Source organism: Pseudomonas sp. LBUM1653, from assembly GCF_059716115.1.
Genome location: NZ_CP166803.1, coordinates 2,509,421 through 2,528,232, shown reverse-complemented (window position 1 = coordinate 2,528,232; position 18,812 = coordinate 2,509,421). Strand labels below are relative to the sequence as shown.

The window sequence follows — 18,812 nt, the reverse complement described above, 5'->3', positions numbered from 1 at the left end:
GCAAAAAACATCAGTGCCGTTGAACAGTTTCGGCATAGGCCAACCACCGTGCCGGCTCTAGACTCGCGGCAATAGTACGCTTTCGGCCATCAAGGCGGCCAAGGTATCGCAGGGTTTATCGAAAGGACGGCAACATGAATCTGCAACACATTGGCGTGATCGGCGCCGGCACCATGGGCAACGGCATCGCGCAAGTCTGCGCCCTGGCCGGTTTCAACGTGACCCTGCTGGACATCAGCGAGGGTGCCTTGCAAAAAGCCCTCGCCACCGTCGGCAAGAACCTTGACCGGCAGGTCTCCAAGGAAACCCTGACCGCCGAGCAAAAGAACGCCGCCCTCGACAAGATCCGCACCAGCACCGATTACAGCAGCCTACGCGACGCGCAACTGGTGATCGAAGCCGCCACCGAGAACCTCGACCTGAAACTGCGGGTGCTGCAACAGATTGCCGCGCAGGTCGGCACCGAGTGCGTGATCGCCTCAAACACCTCGTCGCTGTCGATCACCCAGCTCGCGGCCAGTGTCAGCCAGCCTGAACGCTTCATCGGCCTGCACTTCTTCAACCCGGTGCCGGTGATGGGCCTGATCGAAGTCATTCGCGGCCTGCAAACCAGCGACGCGACGCATGCCCTGGCGCTGGACATGGCGACCCGCCTGGGCAAAACCGCGATCACCGCCGGCAACCGCCCGGGGTTCGTGGTCAACCGGATCCTGGTGCCGATGATCAACGAAGCGATCCTGGTATTGCAGGAAGGCCTGGCAAGTGCCGAGGACATCGACGCCGGCATGCGCCTGGGCTGCAACCAGCCTATCGGCCCGCTGGCCCTGGCGGACCTGATCGGCCTGGACACGCTGCTGGCGATCATGGAGGCGTTCTACGACGGCTTCAACGACAGCAAATACCGCCCGGCGCCATTGCTCAAGGAAATGGTCGCCGCCGGTTATCTGGGACGCAAGACGGGGCGCGGCTTCCATGCCTATGCCTGAGCGTTGCTCGCGTTTCGCCGAATACCGGGACAAGGTGCTGGAGCTGTTCGCCAGCAAGGGTTTCGGTCAGGTCGGCATGCGCGAGCTCGCGACGTGCCTGGGGCTTTCCCCGGGCTCGTTGTATCACCATTATCCGAGCAAACAGCACCTGCTGCTGGACTTGATCGAGGAGTTCTACGAAGAGCTGCTGGCCACGCTGGGGCGCATCAAGCAACAGGCGCCGGCCAAACGCGACCGACTCAACAGCCTGATCCGCGCGCACCTGAATCTGCATCGCGACATGCCCTGGCATTTTCGCCTGGTGGAACGCGACAGCGGTTGCCTGAACGAAGAGCAACAGGCACGGGTTCGACAACTGCGCGAGCAGTACGAACGCCAATTGCTGGTGATCCTCGGCGCCCGTTCGAGGTTCAGTGAATCCGGCCTTCTGGCGGCCGGTCATGCCATCGCCGCCTTGCTCAACAATGCTCCCAGCTGGCTGACGTCCCACTCGCTGGACGAGGGCGAGCACGATGAACTGCTGGAGAACCTGGTCAGCGGCGGCATCGAACGCTTGCTGGCGCCACGGCGCCCGAGCGAGGCTATAAGCCTGGCGCGCCCTATCGAGAAATCATCTAAAAATACCCAGGCCCCCTCCGCGTTTTAGCGCTTTGCTTGCCCAGTCAATGCCATCGGAATTCACGCCTGCACGCGGCGTCCAATCCGATGGGCACCTTCAATGACCGGGAGCGCAATCATGAAAATCAATCCCTACCTGATCTTCAATGGCGACTGCAAAGCCGCGTTCACCTTCTATGCCGAAAGCCTCAAAGGCCAGATCGAAGCCATGCTGACCTTCGGCGAAACGCCTGCCGCCGAGCACGTACCCAAGGACCTGCACAACCTGATCATCCACACCCGGCTGGCCGTGGGCGACCAGGCGATCATGGGCTCGGACACCACCCCTGATCGCCCCACCGACGAGATGAGCGGTTGTTCGATTTCGCTGAATGTCGACAGCATCAAGGAGGCTGAACAGGTGTTTTCCGCCCTGTCCGAAGGCGGCAAGGTACAAATGCCGCTCGAGGCCACCTTCTGGGCAGCGCGTTTTGGCATGTTGGTCGACCGCTTTGGCGTGTCGTGGATGATCAACTGCGAGAAGGACCAGTAACAGGGTCGTGCAAGCCCAAGCAGGTTCCACCTGGAACGGACATGCATTCTGGAAACTCCCCGGCCGTCTGCTACCGTCAACAAGCCACCCGTGTGGCAGCGGCCCTTCGGAGGAAACCACCATGCAAACCCATGACGCGTCATGGTCCACCCGTTTCAAACTGTCGCTGCTGGCGGGAGGGCTCGCCGCCGCCCTGCTGGCACTCAGCGGTTGCGCGACAGTCGATGCCCAGACCACCGCCTACGTTGGCGTGGAACATCCCGCACCGACACTGCCCAGTGAAGTCGTGGTGCTGCGCAGCGAGCCCCTTCGCCCGCACGTTCGACTGGGCGAAATACTGATCGACGCCAGTGTCGACCCGGCTCCGCCCATTACCGAGGTCGAACAGAAACTGCGGGAAGAAGCCGCCAAGCTCGGTGGCGATGCCGTGGTGGTGGTGTATGACCATATCCAGCCGGTCGGAGCTTATGTCAACGGGCCGCTATGGGCTCGCGACGTTGAGACCATCAATGGGCGCAAACTCAAGGGGATCGTGATCAAGTACAAATGAGTCGCTGGATTTTTCGTCGAGAATGACAACGCGTGGCGCAATATCCGCCATGCGTAACTGCTGATAATGCCCGGTCGAGAAGCATTCATCGGGCTCTTTTCCTCTCGCTTTCCGTAAAAAACGATCATAGCAGCCTGCGAGGTTGCGCTTTTTTTCGCCTCCGCCTGACACGTTTTTTTTCATTTGTTTGATTTATGAAATTTTATGTGCCAATCATATCCTCGAAATTTCAGCATCGATCAGTTCCCCATAACACCTCCAACACCCATCCAAGGAGTCAACAATATGAACAAGACAGAACTTCTAGGTGCTCTGGCACTGTGCGCCGCAAGCTTGCTGGCACATGCCGACGAAGACAGCCTGCGTATCGGTATCGAAGCCGCCTACCCGCCCTTCTCCTTCAAGACACCAGAGGGCAACGTCAGTGGTTTCGATTACGACATCGGCAACGCGCTGTGCGAAGAAATGAAGGTCAAGTGCGAATGGGTCATCCAGGAATTCGACGGCATGATCCCGTCGCTGAAAGTGCGCAAGATCGATGCCGTGCTGTCGTCGATGTCGATCACCGAGGACCGCATGAAGTCGGTCGACTTCAGCAAAAAGTACTACCACACGCCGGGCAAGTTCGCGATGAAGAGCGGCAACGTGATCAACGACCCGCTGGTCGATCTCAAGGGCAAGAAAGTCGGCGTGCAACGCTCCTCGACCTATGACCGTTTCGCCACCGAGCAGCTTGAGAAAGCCGGGGTCTCAATTGTTCGCTACTCCTCGCAAAATGAAGCCTTTCTCGACCTGGCGGCGGGTCGCCTGGATGCCACGCTCGCCGACATCGTCAACACCGATGAGAGCTTTATCAAGACGCCCCTGGGTAATGGTTTTGCCCTGGTCGGGCCCGACATCAACGACCCGAAATACTTCGGCAGAGGCGCCGGGATTGCGGTGCGTAAAGGTGACAGCGCCAACGTTGCACGCCTGAGTGCAGCGATTGACGCCATCCGCAGCAATGGCAAGTACCAGCAAGTGATGGCCAAGTACTTCGCCTTCGATATCTACGGCGAATAAGCCTTTACCCGAAACCCTGGCGCCGGCCCGTGCAGGCGCCACTTCTGGCTTGTCTCGCGCGCCTTGTGGCGCTCGCTTGAGGAACTTCATCATGCTCCACGGCTACGGATCGAGCATTCTCGATGGCGCCTGGCTGACCATCAACCTGGCCCTGACCTCCATGACCATGGCGATTGCCCTGGGCTTGATCGGCGCCGCCTTTCGTTTGTCGCCGTTCAAATGGCTGGCGGTATTGGGCGAAGGCTATACCACCCTGATCCGCGGGATTCCCGACCTGGTGCTGATCCTGCTGATCTTCTATGGCGGCCAGGATCTGGTGAACCGCCTTGCTCTCGCACTGGGCTACAACCGCTACATCGACATCAATCCCTTCATCGCTGGCGTCTGCACCATGGGTTTCATTTTTGGTGCCTATCTCTCGGAAACCTTTCGTGGCGCCTTCATGGCAATCCCTAAAGGCCAGGGCGAGGCCGGCGCTGCCTATGGCATGAGTGGCGTCCAGGTGTTCTGGCGAATCCTGGTGCCGCAGATGATTCGTTTCGCCATTCCCGGCTTCACCAACAACTGGTTGGTGCTGACCAAATCCACCGCGCTGATCTCGGTGATCGGTTTGCAGGACATGATGTTCAAGGCCAAGAACGCAGCGGACGCCACCCATGAGCCGTTCACGTTTTTCCTCGCGGTTGCCGCGCTCTACCTGATGCTGACCAGCGTGTCATTGCTGGTGCTGCGCTATCTGGAAAAACACTACTCGGTCGGCATCAAAGCCGCTGAACTGTAACGGGGAGCACAGCCATGATTCTCGACTACAACCTGATCTGGGAAAACCTGCCGCTGTATTTCAATGGCGCCCTGGTGACCCTCAAAGTCCTGCTGATTTCCCTGGCCATCGGCCTGGTGCTGGCGATTCCCATTGCGTTGATGCGCGTATCCCGTTCACCGCTGATCAACTTCCCGGCCTGGCTCTACACCTACGTGATTCGCGGCACGCCGATGCTGGTGCAATTGTTCCTGATCTACTACGGGTTGGCGCAGTTCGAAGCGGTACGCCAAAGCGCGCTCTGGCCGTACCTGTCCAGTGCAACTTTTTGCGCCTGCCTGGCCTTTGCGATCAATACCAGTGCCTACAGCGCCGAACTGCTGGCCGGCAGCTTGAAGGCCACGGCCCACGGCGAGATCGAAGCTGCCAAAGCCATGGGCATGTCGCGCTTGACCCTGTACCGGCGGATTCTCCTGCCGTCGGCCCTGCGCCGGGCGCTGCCGCAGTACAGCAACGAAGTGCTGATGATGCTGCAAACCACCAGCCTGGCGTCGATCGTCACCCTGGTCGATATTACCGGAGCCGCGCGAACGGTCAGTTCGCGGTTCTATCTGCCGTTCGAGGCGTTCATTACCGCTGGCCTGATCTATCTGGCCCTGACCTTCATCCTGGTTCGTCTGTTCAAGCTGGCCGAGCGCCGCTGGCTGGCCTATCTGGCACCGCGCAAGCACTAAGGAGTTTTATGCAGCACATTCAATACCTCTTGCCGTGGAGTGCCTCGGGCACAGAACGAAAGCTGTCGCTGTTCCGTTTTGGCAGCGGGCCGCGCAAGGCCTACATCCAGGCCTCCCTGCATGCCGACGAGTTGCCGGGGATGCGCGTCGCCGTCGAACTCAAGCGCTGCCTGCAAGCGCTGGAAGAGCAAGGCCGCCTGAGCGGGGTGATCGAGTTGGTGCCAATGGCCAATCCGATCGGTATCGCCCAGATGTTCCAGGCCACCCATCAAGGTCGCTTCGAGTTCTCCAGCGGAAAGAATTTCAATCGCGATTTTCCGGAACTGGCCGAGGACGTGGCGCAGCGACTGGAAGGTCTATTGGGCGAGGATGCCGACGCCAACGTCGCCCTGATCCGCCGCGCCATGGGCGATGCCCTCGCCAACATGCCGGCAGCGACCTCGGAGCTCGATGGCCTGCGTCGCCTGTTGATGCGGCATGCGTGCGATGCCGATGTGGTGCTGGACCTGCACTGCGATTTCGAGTCGATCATGCTGTTGTATGCCATGCCGCAAAACTGGCCACGCTTGCGCTCATTGGCCGCCCGCCTGGGTGCCGGCGTTGCCCTGCTGGCCGAGGCTGCGGGCGGCAACGCCTTCGATGAAGCCTGCGCAATTCCCTGGCTGCAGCTGGCCGAGCGCTTTCCTCAAGCCAATATTCCCCTGGCGTGTGTGGCCACCACTATTGAATTGCGCGGTATGGCTGACACCGAACGCGAGACATGCGTCGACAGCGCGCAAGCTATTCTCGGCTATCTCGCCGAGCAAGGCCTGATCAGTGGTGACTGGCCTGCGGCGCCAGCGGACAGTTGTGTAGCGACGCCGTTCGCCGGTGCGCAGTACGCGTATGCGCCACACCCGGGGGTGGTGAGTTATCTGCAACCGTTGGGCGCCCAGGTCAAGGTCGGCGATCCGCTGTTCGAAGTGCTTGATCCGCTCACCGACCAGCACAGCGTGGTGCGCGCCAGCACCGACGGCATTCTTTATGCCCGCGAACGCCTGCGCTTTGCCCAGCCCGGTTTGTGGCTGGCCAAAATCGCCGGCAGTACTCCCATTCGCCAAGGCCGCTTGCTCAGCGACTGATTCCAGAGAGTTGAAACCATGTACAAGCTAGAAATAAAGAATCTGCACAAAAGCTACGGCAGCCACGAAGTGCTCAAGGGCGTGTCCCTGGAGGCGAAGGCCGGTGACGTCATCAGCATCATCGGCTCCAGCGGTTCGGGTAAAAGCACCTTCCTGCGTTGCATCAACCTGCTGGAGCAGCCCAACGCCGGCAATATCGTGCTCGATGGCGAACAGCTCAAGCTGGTGAGCAACAAACTCGGCGGGCTCAAGGCTGCCGAACCGAAGCAACTGCAACGCATGCGTTCGCGATTATCGATGGTGTTTCAGCACTTCAATCTCTGGTCGCACATGAGTGCCCTTGAAAACGTCATGGAAGCGCCCGTGCAGGTGCTGGGCATCAACAGGAAAGAAGCACGGGAAAAGGCCGAGCACTACCTGAACAAGGTCGGCGTGGCGCACCGCATGGACGCCTGGCCGGCCCATATGTCCGGGGGTGAACAACAGCGTGTGGCGATTGCCCGCGCTCTGGCCATGGAACCGGAAGTGATGCTGTTCGACGAGCCCACTTCGGCGCTCGACCCCGAACTGGTCGGCGAAGTGCTGAAGGTGATGCAGGATCTCGCGCTGGAAGGCCGGACCATGGTGGTGGTGACCCACGAAATGGGCTTTGCCCGTGAGGTGTCGAACCAGTTGGTGTTTCTGCACAAGGGCCAAGTCGAAGAGCGTGGCGACCCGCGTGAGGTGCTGGTCAAACCGCGGTCCGAACGTCTCCAGCAATTTCTCGCCGGCAGCTTGAAATAAGCCATCCTCGTACACTGACCCTTGGGCAGGCGCTGCACATCGAGGGTCGGCGTCGGATACCTCCTGACAACCTTCTTCAATCAGGTCAATCCTCCTGCGATCAAAGAAATTCCCGAAAGCGCCATTAAAACATCCAGAAGTCTTTGAAATGTCGTCATGGAAATTTTTAGCGTGATGAATTTCCCTATCGACATACCTGCAGCGAGCGAGAGTCCAATCAGTAAGCCTTTCAATACGACGCTCAGGGGAAGGCCTCCAATCGCTTTGAAAGTGATTGTCTTACTCAAGTAAATAACGAACGAGGCGGCAGCTTCGGTTGAGAGCAATGGTCCTTTCAATAACCCATACGCGGAAAAAATCGGAATGGTCAGCGGCCCGGTGGAAAGAACAATACCTGTGAGGTAGCCGACAATAGCCCCTGTGACTGAGAGTTGCCAAAGCGAAAGGGTGAAATTTCTTGATTTTGCCCAGTGACGATAGGGAATCATCAGCAGGAAAAAAGTCCCGAGGGCTATATCAATCCAGGTCGCTTTCAAGCTCCAGAGTGTTTGCGCACCAAAAGCCGCTGCTGGTACTCCCGTCACCGAATAGGCTAAAAACGCCTTCCAGTGAATGTCCTTTCGCCAAAGTAGAACTCTTGAAATATTGCCTACGATTGCTGCCACCGCCATGATAGGCACTGCCTGCTTGGGACCAAAACAAAGGACAAGTGCAGGCAGAAGCATGATGGAGGCCCCGGTCCCGATTACACCGCTGACGACGCCTGAAATGACCCCGATAAACAAAACGAGTAAGTATTCTGTCATTTGTCTTCCACAGCGGATGTTAGTTTTTTCTTGGTTTAGAGCTCGTTCAGGCAGACCGAAAATTTCGTCAAACTTAATAAGTTCGTTTTTGCGCGGGAACTGATTGCGGATTCGACAAACCAGGTCACTGTGCCTGGCTTCGATTAGTTTTTGTGTGTGGGTGACTTGAGAGATCTTTCTTTTAAATTTGTAGGATTTTTCACTAACTTTTTTGCATAGCTTCAGGAAAGCTTTGAATAAGCGATCCTTTCACACCGGCCCTTGGGCAGGCGCTGCACACCAAGGGTCGGCTTCGGATACACTCGCGGGCAGCCCCATGTAGGAGCGAGGCTTGCCCGCGAAGCGAACGCCGCGGTGTTTCAGGCAATGCGCGTCATCGTTTGTTCGCGGGCAAGCCTCGCTCCTACAGGGGTTTTGCGCCCCCAGCCCATCTCCAACCCTCAGGAACTGTTGAGCCGGATATGCCGACCCCTTCGAAAGACACCACGGTCTATGCCGCACCAGTGATGCGCAAACTGGCGGAAATCGTTTCCGATCTACCGCCGTCATTGCGCAAAGTGGCGGATTTTGTCCTGCGTCACCCGCTCAGGGCGGCGACGCTGACCATCGAAGAAATGGCTCATGAAACGTCCACCTCGCCAGCCGCGGTCAATCGTCTGGCCAAGGCGTTGAACCTGGGTGGTTACACCGGCATGAAGGCCGAACTGGTCGCGACCTTGCAGCAGATGGTGTCGCCGGTCGACAAACTGCGCAACGAACTGGCGCATCGACCGGCGGGCGCATTTGGCCTGCATGAGCAAATCCACAGCGCCAGCAGCAACCTCGCCACGGCAGCGACCAACAACCATGCCGAGACCTTTGAGGCGTTCGTCACCCGCCTGACCGAAGCACGGAAAATCTACATCCTTGGGTTTGGCAACAGTGTCTACTTCGCCGGTCTCGCCGCCTCGACCCTGATGCCCTTCTGTGCGGACGCTACCGCCATCAGCATGGAGGGCGGCAACGAAAACGCCGCTTACCGTCTGGCCGCCATCACCGATCAGGACGTACTGCTGGCGATTTCCCTGCCGCGCTATTCCCTCGATACCCTGCAACTCGCACGCTTTGCCAATGCACGCGGCGCCTCGGTATTGGCCATCACCGACTCACCCGCCTCGCCGCTCACCGCCATTGCCGAGCACGTGCTGTTCGCCCCGGCCGACCATCCGGTGTTGACCAGTTCCAACATCGCCGTGCTCGCCTTGATCGAAGGATTGGTGGCGGGCGTGATGGCACGCAACAAGGAAGCCGTCAAGCTGGCGACCGAACTGACCGAAAGCGTGATGTCCTATCTGCATATCCCTTCCAGCAACAAATCGCCGAAAAAGTGATGGTTCCGGGGCGTCTCCCGTAACGCAGATCCGCAAGCAAAGCGAGGCGTCCTACCGGCCGGCCTGATTCGGATGTAACGTGGCCCATACCGTTTTTCTTCAAACCTGCCGCTCGTCCGCCACCGCGCACCTTCTTTTGAACCACTCTTCCAATGCTGTACATCCCCTCGCACGGAAGACTCAAACGATGAACACCACCATTGCCGCTCTCATGCTGACGGGCCTGCTGTCGGCCTCGCCGCTTTACGTACTGGCCGCCGAGAAAACCACCGAGGATGCAACCATTCCACCTTCCGCCCTTCCCGGGCTCAACGCTGAATCCAACGAGGAAAAGGCCAATAAAAAGGGCGAGGAAGCGGCGGGCTCAAACGCCGGTGCCGACGCGCATTCCATTAAAAAAGACGCGGAGTCGGAAGATGACGGGGACAATCAGAGAGGTAGCGAGTCGGGAAGCTGATCAACCCCTACCCCCTCTTTCAAAAGACGCTGGGTGTATCAGTCGTCTCGGTCGTCACGATCGCGATAACGACGGTTGTCGCGATCATCGTCACGACGATCGTATCGATGGTCATACGATCGATCATCGCCATCCCGGTCATATCCACGGCGATGATCATGATCGTGATATCGGCCGTACCTTTCTCCGTCTTCCCAGTGAGGTCCGCAGCCGCCCAGCAAGAGCAGGCTGGAAATGGCCAGGGTCATCATAACTGCGCGATTCATTTGAGCATCCTGAAGGTCGGGGGGTGAGAGGGTTTTGGCCAGTGGAGAATCCCGCACGGCGTTGAAACCCTGTCTATGACCATTCAGTAACTCAATGATTCCGTTGGGAAATACAGTTGGCAGGCACGCGCGTGGCGCGGGCCCCGGTTCAGCGCCGTTTAGCCTGGGAAATGCTGGTTGGCGATCGCCACCACTTCCTGATCGGTGATCGGAGCGAGTGCCGCTACCGCCCACAGGTCATAAAACGGGTGGGCGCGCTGGATCGGCAGCACCATGTCGAAGCCGGCCGCTTGCAGAGAACCGGTCAGTACCTTCTTGGTGAAACCGCAACGGTGCGCCATGAACACGTTGCCGTTGGCCATGGCCGGGCGATGACCGTAGAGGATGTCGATGGGTGCGATCGGGCCGGCCGGCGAAAGGTAGGCCTCATCGGTCAGCTTGTCTTCGGCCACAAGGGCACACACCGATTGCAGGTCCGGGCAGGTGATGATCACGAAGCCGCCAGGCTTGAGCACGCGCTTGAACTCCGCCAGGGCTACCGGCACCTCATGGGGATAGAGATGCTCGATGTTGTGGCTGGAGAACAGCGCATCCACCGAAGCGTCCTTGACCTGGGACATGTCGGTCATGGTGCCGACGATATCCGGGTTGACACTCTCATCGATGTCGAAGCGCAACTCTTGCCACTGCTCCGAGGCGAAGCCCTTGGTCGTGCTGTTCTTGCTCTTTGGACCACAACCTACATGGAGGAAGGTTTTCACAATCGGATACTCGATCAAGGCCCTTGCCGGATGGCAAAGGGGAATGGGGGCGTGCTCCGCTGGCCACTGCCTGCCGACGGACGAAATGTCCCGCGCACACTAGGGGAAGTGCCGGGCAAGGGTCAAGGTCATGGCGCTACATCGGCGTGCCGTTTTCTCGGCTAAAAAAAATGGCGTCAATAAACCAATGATAGCTATATGATGCTACTGGTTACTATCTGAGCCTATAAGGCCAAGTTTTTTTATAACCAAAAATCGGAAAAAGGCAAAAAGCCATCAAAAAAGATTCTTAATGTTTTTACCGATTGTGTCGCTAACGACACGTGGGCTACCAAATTTTCGCCCAAGGCTACGGCGACAACGCTGGCAGCGCAGTAAATGACCCCTATACAGGATGCGTTCATGAGCTTTATTTCTTCGTTGACCCCAGCGCAAGTCGCTGCCTTGAGTACAACCACCATCGCTGGGCTTGCGACCCAGGATGTTGCCGCCTTGAGTACCGCTCAGATCGCCCAGATGACCGCCGCGCAGATCGCGGTCATCACCCTGCCAAACATTGGCGTGCTCTCGACCGCGCAAGTACCGGCGCTGACGACCGCGCAAGTCGTGGCCCTGACCACCGCTCAGGTCACCGCACTGAAAACCGCGCAGATCGCCGCACTGACCACTACGCAGGTCGCTGCCATCGAAACGGCGGATATCGCTGCGCTGCCCGCAGGATCGGTCGCCAGCCTGACCACGGCCCAGACCGCCGCACTGACCACCGCACAGGTTGTCGCCCTGACCACCGCACAGGTTGCCGGGTTGAAAACCACGCAAGTCGCTGCGCTGACCACCACCCAAGTGGCGGCCATGGAAACTGCCGATGTCGGTGCCCTGACCTCTGCCCAACTGGTAGCGTTGACCACCGCCCAGGTCGCGGCACTGACCACGGCACAAGTGGCAGCGCTGAAGCCGACTCAGATCAGTGCCTTGGAAACGGCCGATGTGGCCGCCCTGACCACTGCTCAGGTGGTGGCATTGACCACGGCCCAGGTCGCCGCCCTGAAAACCACCCAGCTCGCGGCCTTGACCACCACGCAAGTGGCGGCCATCGAAACCGCTGACATCGCCGCCTTGCCTGCGGCCAGTATCGCGGCGCTGACCACCGCGCAGACCGCTGCCCTGACCACCGCCCAGGTCGTGGCATTGACCACCGCCCAGGTGGCCGCGCTGAAACCGGCCCAAGTGGCCGCGCTGACCACCACGCAAGTGGCGGCCATGCAGGCTGCCGATGTCGCCGCACTCACCACCGCCGGCCTCGTAGCCCTGACCACCGCCCAGGTCGCGGCACTGACCACGGCACAAGTAGCGGCATTGAAACCGACTCAGATCAGCGCCATGGAAACCGCCGACGTGGCGGCCTTGACCACTGCTCAGGTGGTGGCGTTGACCACGGCCCAAGTGGCAGCACTGACCACCGCTCAAGTGGCGGCCTTGACCACCACGCAGGTGGCGGCCATTGAAACCGCCGACATCGCTGCCTTGCCAGTGACCAGCGTCGCAGCCCTGACTACCGCGCAAGCTGCTGCCCTGACCACCGCCCAGGTCGTGGCCTTGACCACCGCCCAGGTGGCCGCGCTGAAACCGGCCCAAGTCGCAGCGCTGACCACCACCCAAGTGGCGGCCATGCAGGCTGCCGATATCGCCGCACTGACCACCGCCAGCGTCGTGGCCCTGACCACCGCCCAAGTGGCGGCGCTGACCACGGCCCAAGTCGCAGCACTGACCCCGGCTCAGATCGCTGCCATGGAAACCGCTGATGTGGCGGCACTCACTACCGCTCAGGTGGTGGCGTTGACCACCGCCCAGGTAGCGGCACTGACCACCGCTCAAGTAGCTGCGCTGACCACCACGCAAGTGGCGGCCATCGAAACGGCTGACATCGGCGCGTTGACCACCGCTGGCGTCGTCGCCTTGACTACCGCACAAGTGGCGGCACTGACCACCGCTCAAGTGGCCGCCCTGAAACCGACCCAGATCAGCGCCCTGCAGACTGTCGATGTCGCAGCGCTGACTACCGCCCAGGTCGTGGCGTTGACCACTGCCCAGGTGGCTGCTCTGACCACCGCTCAAGTAGCCGCACTGACCACCGCCCAAGTGGCGGCCATCGAAACGGCTGACATCGCAGCCTTGCCAGTGACCAGCGTCGCCGCGCTGACCACCGCACAGGCCGCTGCCCTGACCACCGCACAGGTTGTCGCCCTGACCACCGCTCAGGTGGCCGGACTGAAACCGGCTCAAGTGGCTGCACTGACCACCACGCAAGTGGCGGCCCTGCAGGTCGCCGATGTTGCCGCACTGACCACCGCCAGCGTCGTCGCCTTGACTACCGCCCAAGTCGCAGCATTGACCACGGCTCAAGTCGCCGCGCTGACCCCGGCCCAGATCGCGGCCATGGAAACCGCTGACGTGGCGGCACTCACTACTGCCCAAGTGGTGGCATTGAGCACGGCCCAGGTCGCGGCACTGACCACCGCTCAAGTGGCTGCGCTGACCACCACGCAAGTGGCGGCCATCGAAACTGCTGATATCGGTGCGTTGACCACCGCTGGCGTCGTCGCCTTGACCACCGCCCAGGTGGCGGCACTGACCACCGCACAAGTAGCGGCCCTGAAACCGACCCAGATCAGCGCCCTGCAGACTGTCGATGTCGCAGCACTGACTACTGCCCAGGTCGTGGCATTGACCACGGCCCAGGTAGCGGCACTGACCACTGCTCAAGTGGCTGCGCTGACCACCACGCAAGTGGCGGCCATCGAAACCGCGGACATCGCGGCCTTGCCAGTGGCCAGTGTGGCCGCACTGACCACCGCGCAGACCGCAGCACTGACCACCGCCCAGGTCGTGGCGCTGACCACCGCCCAGGTGGCCGGACTGAAGCCGGCCCAAGTGGCTGCACTGACCACCACGCAAGTGGCGGCCCTGCAGACCGCCGATGTCGCCGTGCTCACCTCCGCCAACGTGGCGGCCCTGACCACCGCCCAAGTGGCCGCGCTGACCACCGCCCAAGTCGCGGCATTGAAGCCGACCCAGATCAGTGCCATGGAAACCGCCGACGTGGCGGCCTTGACCACTGCTCAGGTGGTGGCATTGACCACCGCCCAGGTGGCGGCACTGACCACCGCTCAAGTGGCTGCGTTGACCACCACGCAAGTGGCGGCCATCGAAACCGCTGACATCGCCGCCTTGCCAGTGACCAGCGTCGCCGCCCTGACCACCGCGCAGGCCGCTGCCCTGACCACCGCTCAGGTCGTGGCCTTGACCACCGCACAGGTGGCCGCGCTGAAACCGGCCCAAGTGGCTGCGCTGACTACCACGCAAGTGGCGGCCATGCAGGCTGCCGACGTCGCCGCACTGACCACCGCCAGCGTCGTCGCCTTGACCACCGCTCAAGTCGCAGCACTGACCACGGCACAAGTCGCCGCGCTGACCTCGGCCCAGATCGCGGCCATGGAAACCGCTGACGTGGCGGCACTCACTACCGCTCAGGTAGTGGCGTTGACCACCGCCCAGGTTGCGGCACTGACCACCGCCCAAGTGGCCGCGCTGACCACCACCCAAGTGGCGGCCATCGAGACCGCTGACATCGGTGCGTTGACCACCGCTGGCGTGGTCGCCTTGACCACCGCCCAGGTCGCGGCGCTGACCACGGCCCAAGTGGCAGCCCTGAAACCGACCCAGATCAGCGCCATGGAAACCGCCGACGTGGCGGCCTTGACCACTGCTCAGGTGGTGGCGTTGACCACGGCCCAGGTAGCGGCACTGACCACCGCGCAAGTGGCTGCGTTGACCACCACGCAAGTGGCGGCCATCGAAACGGCTGACATCGCCGCCTTGCCAGTGACCAGCGTTGCGGCCTTGACCACCGCACAGACTGCGGCCCTGACCACCGCCCAGATCGTGGCGCTGACCACCGCTCAGGTGGTCGGGCTGAAGCCGGCTCAAGTGGCTGCACTGACCACCACGCAAGTGGCGGCCCTGCAAGTCGCCGATGTCGCTGCACTGACCACCGCCAGTGTCGTCGCCCTGACCACCGCTCAAGTGGCTGCGCTGACCACGGCCCAAGTGGCCGCGCTGACTCCGGCTCAGATCGCTGCGCTGGAAACCGCCGACGTAGCAGCACTCACTACCGCTCAGGTAGTGGCGCTGACTACCGCCCAGGTCGCGGCACTGACCACCGCTCAAGTGGCTGCGCTGACCACCACGCAAGTGGCGGCCATCGAAACTGCTGATATCGGCGCATTGACCACCGCTGGCGTCGTCGCCTTGACCACCGCCCAAGTGGCGGCACTGACCACGGCACAAGTAGCGGCCCTGAAACCGACCCAGATCAGCGCCCTGCAAACTGTCGATGTCGCAGCGCTGACCACCGCCCAGGTCGAGGCATTGACCACTGCCCAGGTGGCGGCATTGACCACCGCTCAAGTAGCAGCCCTGACCACCACCCAAGTAGCGGCCATCGAAACGGCTGACATCGCGGCCTTGCCAGTGACCAGCGTCGCGGCGCTGACCACCGCGCAGACCGCTGCCCTGACCACCGCACAGGTCGTGGCCTTGACCACCGCCCAGGTGGCCGGACTGAAGCCGGCCCAAGTGGCTGCGCTGACCACCACGCAAGTGGCGGCCATGCAGGCTGCCGATGTCGCCGCACTGACCACCGCCAACGTCGTGGCCCTGACCACCGCCCAGGTCGCGGCACTGACCACGGCCCAAGTCGCAGCACTGACCCCGGCGCAGATCGCTGCGCTGGAAACCGCCGACGTGGCGGCACTCACTACCGCTCAGGTGGTGGCGTTGACCACCGCCCAGGTCGCCGCGCTGAAAACCACCCAGCTCGCTGCCTTGACCACCACGCAAGTGGCGGCCATCGAAACCGCTGACATCGCCGCCTTGCCAGTGACCAGCGTCGCGGCCCTGACCACCGCGCAGACCGCTGCCCTGACCACCGCCCAGGTTGTCGCCCTGACCACCGCACAGGTGGCCGGGTTGAAAACCACGCAAGTGGCAGCCCTGACCACCACGCAAGTGGCGGCCATCGAAACCGCTGATATCGGCGCGCTGACCACTGCCCAACTGGTGGCGTTGACCACCGCTCAGGTCGCGGCACTGACCACGGCACAAGTGGCAGCCCTGAAACCGATCCAGATCAGCGCCATGGAAACCGCCGACGTGGCGGCCTTGACCACTGCTCAGGTGGTGGCGCTGACCACCGCCCAGGTAGCAGCACTGACCACCGCGCAAGTGGCTGCGTTGACCACCACGCAAGTGGCGGCCATCGAAACCGCTGACATCGCCGCCTTGCCAGTGACCAGCGTCGCCGCCCTGACCACCGCGCAGGCCGCTGCCTTGACCACCGCTCAGGTCGTGGCATTGACCACTGCCCAGGTGGCCGCGCTGAAACCGGCGCAAGTGGCTGCGCTGACTACCACGCAAGTGGCGGCCATGCAGGCTGCCGACGTCGCCGCACTGACCACCGCCAGCGTCGTCGCCTTGACCACCGCTCAAGTCGCGGCACTGACCACGGCCCAAGTCGCTGCGCTGACACCGGTTCAGATCGCTGCGCTGGAAACCGCTGACGTAGCAGCACTCACTACCGCTCAGGTAGTGGCGTTGACCACCGCCCAGGTCGCGGCACTGACCACCGCCCAAGTGGCCGCGCTGACCACCACCCAAGTGGCGGCCATCGAGACCGCTGACATCGGTGCGTTGACCACCGCTGGCGTGGTCGCCTTGACCACCGCCCAGGTCGCGGCACTGACCACGGCCCAAGTGGCAGCCCTGAAACCGACCCAGATCAGTGCCATGGAAACCGCCGATGTGGCGGCCTTGACCACTGCTCAGGTGGTGGCGTTGACCACCGCCCAGGTAGCGGCACTGACCACCGCGCAAGTGGCTGCGTTGACCACCACGCAAGTGGCGGCCATCGAAACCGCTGACATCGCCGCCTTGCCAGTGGCCAGCGTCGCGGCCCTGACCACGGCGCAGACTGCAGCCCTGACCACCGCCCAGGTCGTGGCGCTGACCACCGCCCAGGTAGCAGGATTGAAGCCGGCCCAAGTGGCTGCGTTGACCACCACGCAAGTGGCGGCCATGGAAACTGCCGATGTCGCCGCACTGACCACTGCCGGCGTCGTCGCCCTGACCACGGCCCAGGTAGCAGCCTTGACCACTGCCCAGGTGGCGGCCCTGAAGCCGACCCAGATCAGTGCCATGGAAACCGCCGACGTGGCCGCCTTGACCACGGCTCAAGTGGTGGCCCTGACCACTGCGCAGGTCGCGGCGCTGAAGCCGGCCCAGATCGCGGCCCTGACCACCACGCAAGTGGCGGCCCTGGAAACCGCTGACCTGGGTGCACTGACCAATACTCAACTGGTGGCCTTGACCACCGCCCAGGTTGCAGCCCTGACCACCGCACAAGTGGTGGCGCTCAAGCCGACCCAGATCAGCGCACTGGAAACCGCCGATGTGGCAGCGCTGACCACCGCGCAAGTGGTCGCCCTGACCACCGCTCAGGTAGCGGCATTGACCACGGCACAGGCTGCGGCATTGACCACCACCCAAGTGGCGGCCATTGAAACCGCGGACATCGCCGCTCTGTCGGTGGGCAACGTTGCAAGCCTGACCACCGCACAGACGGCTGCCCTGACCACCGCCCAGGTGGTTGCCCTGAGCACCGCACAAGTGGCGGCGCTGAAGGAGACCCAGATCGCCGCCCTGACCACCACGCAAGTGGCGGCCATCGAAACGGCCGATATCGGTGCCCTGACCTCTGCTCAACTGGCAGCGTTCACCACTGCCCAGGTCGCGGCACTGACCACGGCGCAGATCGCGGCTCTCAAGCCAACCCAGATCAGCGCTCTGGAAACCGCTGATGTAGCAGCCTTGACCACTGCCCAGATCGTGGCGATCGAAACCGCGGACATGGCGGCATTGACCACGGCTCAGGTAGCGGCCCTGACCACGGCGCAAGCTGCGGTGCTGACCACGGCGCAACTGTCGCACCTGTCGATGACCCAGGTCGATTCGTTCACCACGGCGCAACTGCAAGCGATGAGCGCCACCCAGATCGACGCGCTGGCCCTGTCCACGCCGCTGGTCCTGGACCTCAACGGTGATGGCGTACAGACCACGCACCTGAGCACCGGCGTCAAGTTCGACCTCAATGCCGATGGCCACAAGGAAGCGACCGGTTGGGCCACTGGCGGTGATGGCCTGCTGACGCTCGACCTCAATGGCGATGGCCAGGTCAACGATGGCTCCGAGCTGTTCGGTTCCTCGTTCCGCCTGCCGGACGGCTCGCTGGCCAAAGATGGCTTCGAGGCACTCGTCAGCCTGGACAGCAACCATGATGGCGCGGTAAACGGCGCTGACCAGCTGTTCTCGTCGCTGCAAGTGTGGGTCGATGCCAACAACGATGGCGTCAGCGACAAAGGCGAGATGCACAGCCTCAAGGAGCTGGGCATCACCCAGTTCAACCTGGATGTGGCCAAGACCACCGAGCTCAACCACGGTAACCTGATCGGCCTCAACAGCAGCTACGAAACCAGCGATGGCCAGAGCCATACGATCGCCGACGTCTGGTTCCGCACCGACGCCAATGGCAATCAGTCCTTCGACCTGACCAAGCTGGATTCGCAAGCGGTCGATGCCCACTCCCTGGGTGCCATCGATCTGGCGGCCGATGGCGGCAAGGCCAGCGTACTGACCGTCGATGCCGAGGCAGTCAGCAAGCTTGGCCAGGCCGGCCAGGTGGATGTGGCCAGCGGTGCCGCGGCACCGGTGCAGATGATCATCGACGGTGACCACAACGATACCGTGAACATCACGGGTGACAGTGGCGAGTGGCAAGCAGCGGGGACCACCACGGTCGACGGTGCCAGCTACAACGTGTTCAACGATGGCGATGTGCAGTTGTTGGTAGCAACCGATGTGCAGACTTGGATTCACTGATCTTCAGTGGTAAA

15 protein-coding genes are annotated in these 18,812 nt (G+C 61.7%); 12 read left to right on the top strand and 3 right to left on the bottom strand.

Annotated elements, in window-relative coordinates; translation table 11 throughout:
- The first annotated feature begins 134 nt into the window (after positions 1 to 134).
- From ACA054_RS11600 to ACA054_RS11560, 9 genes are all read left to right on the top strand, one after another.
- On the top strand, positions 135 to 986 hold the full coding sequence (locus ACA054_RS11600) for a 3-hydroxybutyryl-CoA dehydrogenase (RefSeq protein WP_497689490.1): 852 nt from the start codon (positions 135 to 137) through the stop codon (positions 984 to 986).
- A complete protein-coding gene (locus ACA054_RS11595; protein ID WP_497689489.1) occupies positions 973 to 1,632 on the top strand; it encodes a TetR/AcrR family transcriptional regulator in 660 nt (219 codons plus the stop codon). Before ACA054_RS11600 ends, ACA054_RS11595 begins: the two co-directional genes overlap by 14 nt.
- A 90-nt stretch (positions 1,633 to 1,722) precedes the next feature.
- A complete protein-coding gene (locus ACA054_RS11590; RefSeq protein ID WP_497639169.1) occupies positions 1,723 to 2,136 on the top strand; it encodes a VOC family protein in 414 nt (137 codons plus the stop codon).
- A 121-nt stretch (positions 2,137 to 2,257) separates the two neighbouring features.
- A complete protein-coding gene (locus tag ACA054_RS11585) occupies positions 2,258 to 2,686 on the top strand; it encodes a hypothetical protein (RefSeq protein ID WP_497689488.1) in 429 nt (142 codons plus the stop codon).
- A gap of 285 nt (positions 2,687 to 2,971) precedes the next feature.
- Positions 2,972 to 3,748: an ABC transporter substrate-binding protein gene (locus tag ACA054_RS11580; protein ID WP_497689487.1), complete on the top strand. Its 777-nt coding sequence runs from the start codon at positions 2,972 to 2,974 to the stop codon at positions 3,746 to 3,748.
- A 91-nt stretch (positions 3,749 to 3,839) separates the two neighbouring features.
- A complete protein-coding gene (locus ACA054_RS11575) occupies positions 3,840 to 4,529 on the top strand; it encodes an ABC transporter permease (RefSeq protein WP_497689486.1) in 690 nt (229 codons plus the stop codon).
- A gap of 14 nt (positions 4,530 to 4,543) precedes the next feature.
- Positions 4,544 to 5,242: an ABC transporter permease gene (locus ACA054_RS11570; protein ID WP_497689485.1), complete on the top strand. Its 699-nt coding sequence runs from the start codon at positions 4,544 to 4,546 to the stop codon at positions 5,240 to 5,242.
- Positions 5,243 to 5,250: 8 nt separating this feature from the next.
- The gene (locus tag ACA054_RS11565; protein WP_497689484.1) at positions 5,251 to 6,363 is read left to right on the top strand and encodes a succinylglutamate desuccinylase/aspartoacylase family protein; all 1,113 of its coding nucleotides are present in this window, start codon (positions 5,251 to 5,253) and stop codon (positions 6,361 to 6,363) included.
- Positions 6,364 to 6,381: 18 nt separating this feature from the next.
- Positions 6,382 to 7,146, top strand: a complete 765-nt coding sequence (locus ACA054_RS11560; protein WP_497689483.1) for an ABC transporter ATP-binding protein — start codon at positions 6,382 to 6,384, stop codon at positions 7,144 to 7,146.
- Between the two features lie 80 nt (positions 7,147 to 7,226).
- Here ACA054_RS11560 and ACA054_RS11555 read toward each other — a convergent pair whose 3' ends face one another.
- On the bottom strand, positions 7,227 to 7,952 hold the full coding sequence (locus tag ACA054_RS11555) for a sulfite exporter TauE/SafE family protein (protein ID WP_497689482.1): 726 nt from the start codon (positions 7,950 to 7,952) through the stop codon (positions 7,227 to 7,229).
- 461 nt (positions 7,953 to 8,413) lie between these two features.
- On the opposite strand from ACA054_RS11555, the gene ACA054_RS11550 reads away from it, so the two are divergent.
- Both ACA054_RS11550 and ACA054_RS11545 read left to right on the top strand, forming a co-directional pair.
- Positions 8,414 to 9,322: a MurR/RpiR family transcriptional regulator gene (locus ACA054_RS11550; RefSeq protein ID WP_497689481.1), complete on the top strand. Its 909-nt coding sequence runs from the start codon at positions 8,414 to 8,416 to the stop codon at positions 9,320 to 9,322.
- Between the two features lie 187 nt (positions 9,323 to 9,509).
- On the top strand, positions 9,510 to 9,779 hold the full coding sequence (locus ACA054_RS11545) for a hypothetical protein (RefSeq protein ID WP_497639167.1): 270 nt from the start codon (positions 9,510 to 9,512) through the stop codon (positions 9,777 to 9,779).
- Between the two features lie 38 nt (positions 9,780 to 9,817).
- Here the strand turns inward: ACA054_RS11545 and ACA054_RS11540 are convergent, their stop codons facing one another.
- Both ACA054_RS11540 and ACA054_RS11535 read right to left on the bottom strand, forming a co-directional pair.
- Positions 9,818 to 10,045 carry a hypothetical protein gene (locus ACA054_RS11540; RefSeq protein WP_497689480.1) on the bottom strand — a complete coding sequence of 76 codons (228 nt, stop codon included), beginning with the start codon at positions 10,043 to 10,045 and terminating at the stop codon, positions 9,818 to 9,820.
- 158 nt (positions 10,046 to 10,203) lie between these two features.
- Positions 10,204 to 10,806: a class I SAM-dependent methyltransferase gene (locus ACA054_RS11535; RefSeq protein ID WP_497689479.1), complete on the bottom strand. Its 603-nt coding sequence runs from the start codon at positions 10,804 to 10,806 to the stop codon at positions 10,204 to 10,206.
- A gap of 402 nt (positions 10,807 to 11,208) precedes the next feature.
- Here ACA054_RS11535 and ACA054_RS11530 point away from each other — a divergent pair, with 402 nt between their 5' ends.
- On the top strand, positions 11,209 to 18,798 hold the full coding sequence (locus tag ACA054_RS11530) for an SPM autocatalytic domain-containing protein (RefSeq protein ID WP_497689478.1): 7,590 nt from the start codon (positions 11,209 to 11,211) through the stop codon (positions 18,796 to 18,798).
- The last annotated feature ends 14 nt before the right edge of the window (positions 18,799 to 18,812 follow it).

Bases quoted from the DNA above. Each gene is read 5' to 3' on its own strand.
- ACA054_RS11600 (WP_497689490.1), top strand. From the start codon at position 135: ATGAATCTGCAACACATTGGCGTGATCGGCGCCGGCACCATGGGCAAC.
- ACA054_RS11595 (WP_497689489.1), top strand. From the start codon at position 973: ATGCCTATGCCTGAGCGTTGCTCGCGTTTCGCCGAATACCGGGACAAG.
- ACA054_RS11590 (WP_497639169.1), top strand. From the start codon at position 1,723: ATGAAAATCAATCCCTACCTGATCTTCAATGGCGACTGCAAAGCCGCG.
- ACA054_RS11585 (WP_497689488.1), top strand. From the start codon at position 2,258: ATGCAAACCCATGACGCGTCATGGTCCACCCGTTTCAAACTGTCGCTG.
- ACA054_RS11580 (WP_497689487.1), top strand. From the start codon at position 2,972: ATGAACAAGACAGAACTTCTAGGTGCTCTGGCACTGTGCGCCGCAAGC.
- ACA054_RS11575 (WP_497689486.1), top strand. From the start codon at position 3,840: ATGCTCCACGGCTACGGATCGAGCATTCTCGATGGCGCCTGGCTGACC.
- ACA054_RS11570 (WP_497689485.1), top strand. From the start codon at position 4,544: ATGATTCTCGACTACAACCTGATCTGGGAAAACCTGCCGCTGTATTTC.
- ACA054_RS11565 (WP_497689484.1), top strand. From the start codon at position 5,251: ATGCAGCACATTCAATACCTCTTGCCGTGGAGTGCCTCGGGCACAGAA.
- ACA054_RS11560 (WP_497689483.1), top strand. From the start codon at position 6,382: ATGTACAAGCTAGAAATAAAGAATCTGCACAAAAGCTACGGCAGCCAC.
- ACA054_RS11555 (WP_497689482.1), bottom strand. From the start codon at position 7,952: ATGACAGAATACTTACTCGTTTTGTTTATCGGGGTCATTTCAGGCGTC.
- ACA054_RS11550 (WP_497689481.1), top strand. From the start codon at position 8,414: ATGCCGACCCCTTCGAAAGACACCACGGTCTATGCCGCACCAGTGATG.
- ACA054_RS11545 (WP_497639167.1), top strand. From the start codon at position 9,510: ATGAACACCACCATTGCCGCTCTCATGCTGACGGGCCTGCTGTCGGCC.
- ACA054_RS11540 (WP_497689480.1), bottom strand. From the start codon at position 10,045: ATGAATCGCGCAGTTATGATGACCCTGGCCATTTCCAGCCTGCTCTTG.
- ACA054_RS11530 (WP_497689478.1), top strand. From the start codon at position 11,209: ATGAGCTTTATTTCTTCGTTGACCCCAGCGCAAGTCGCTGCCTTGAGT.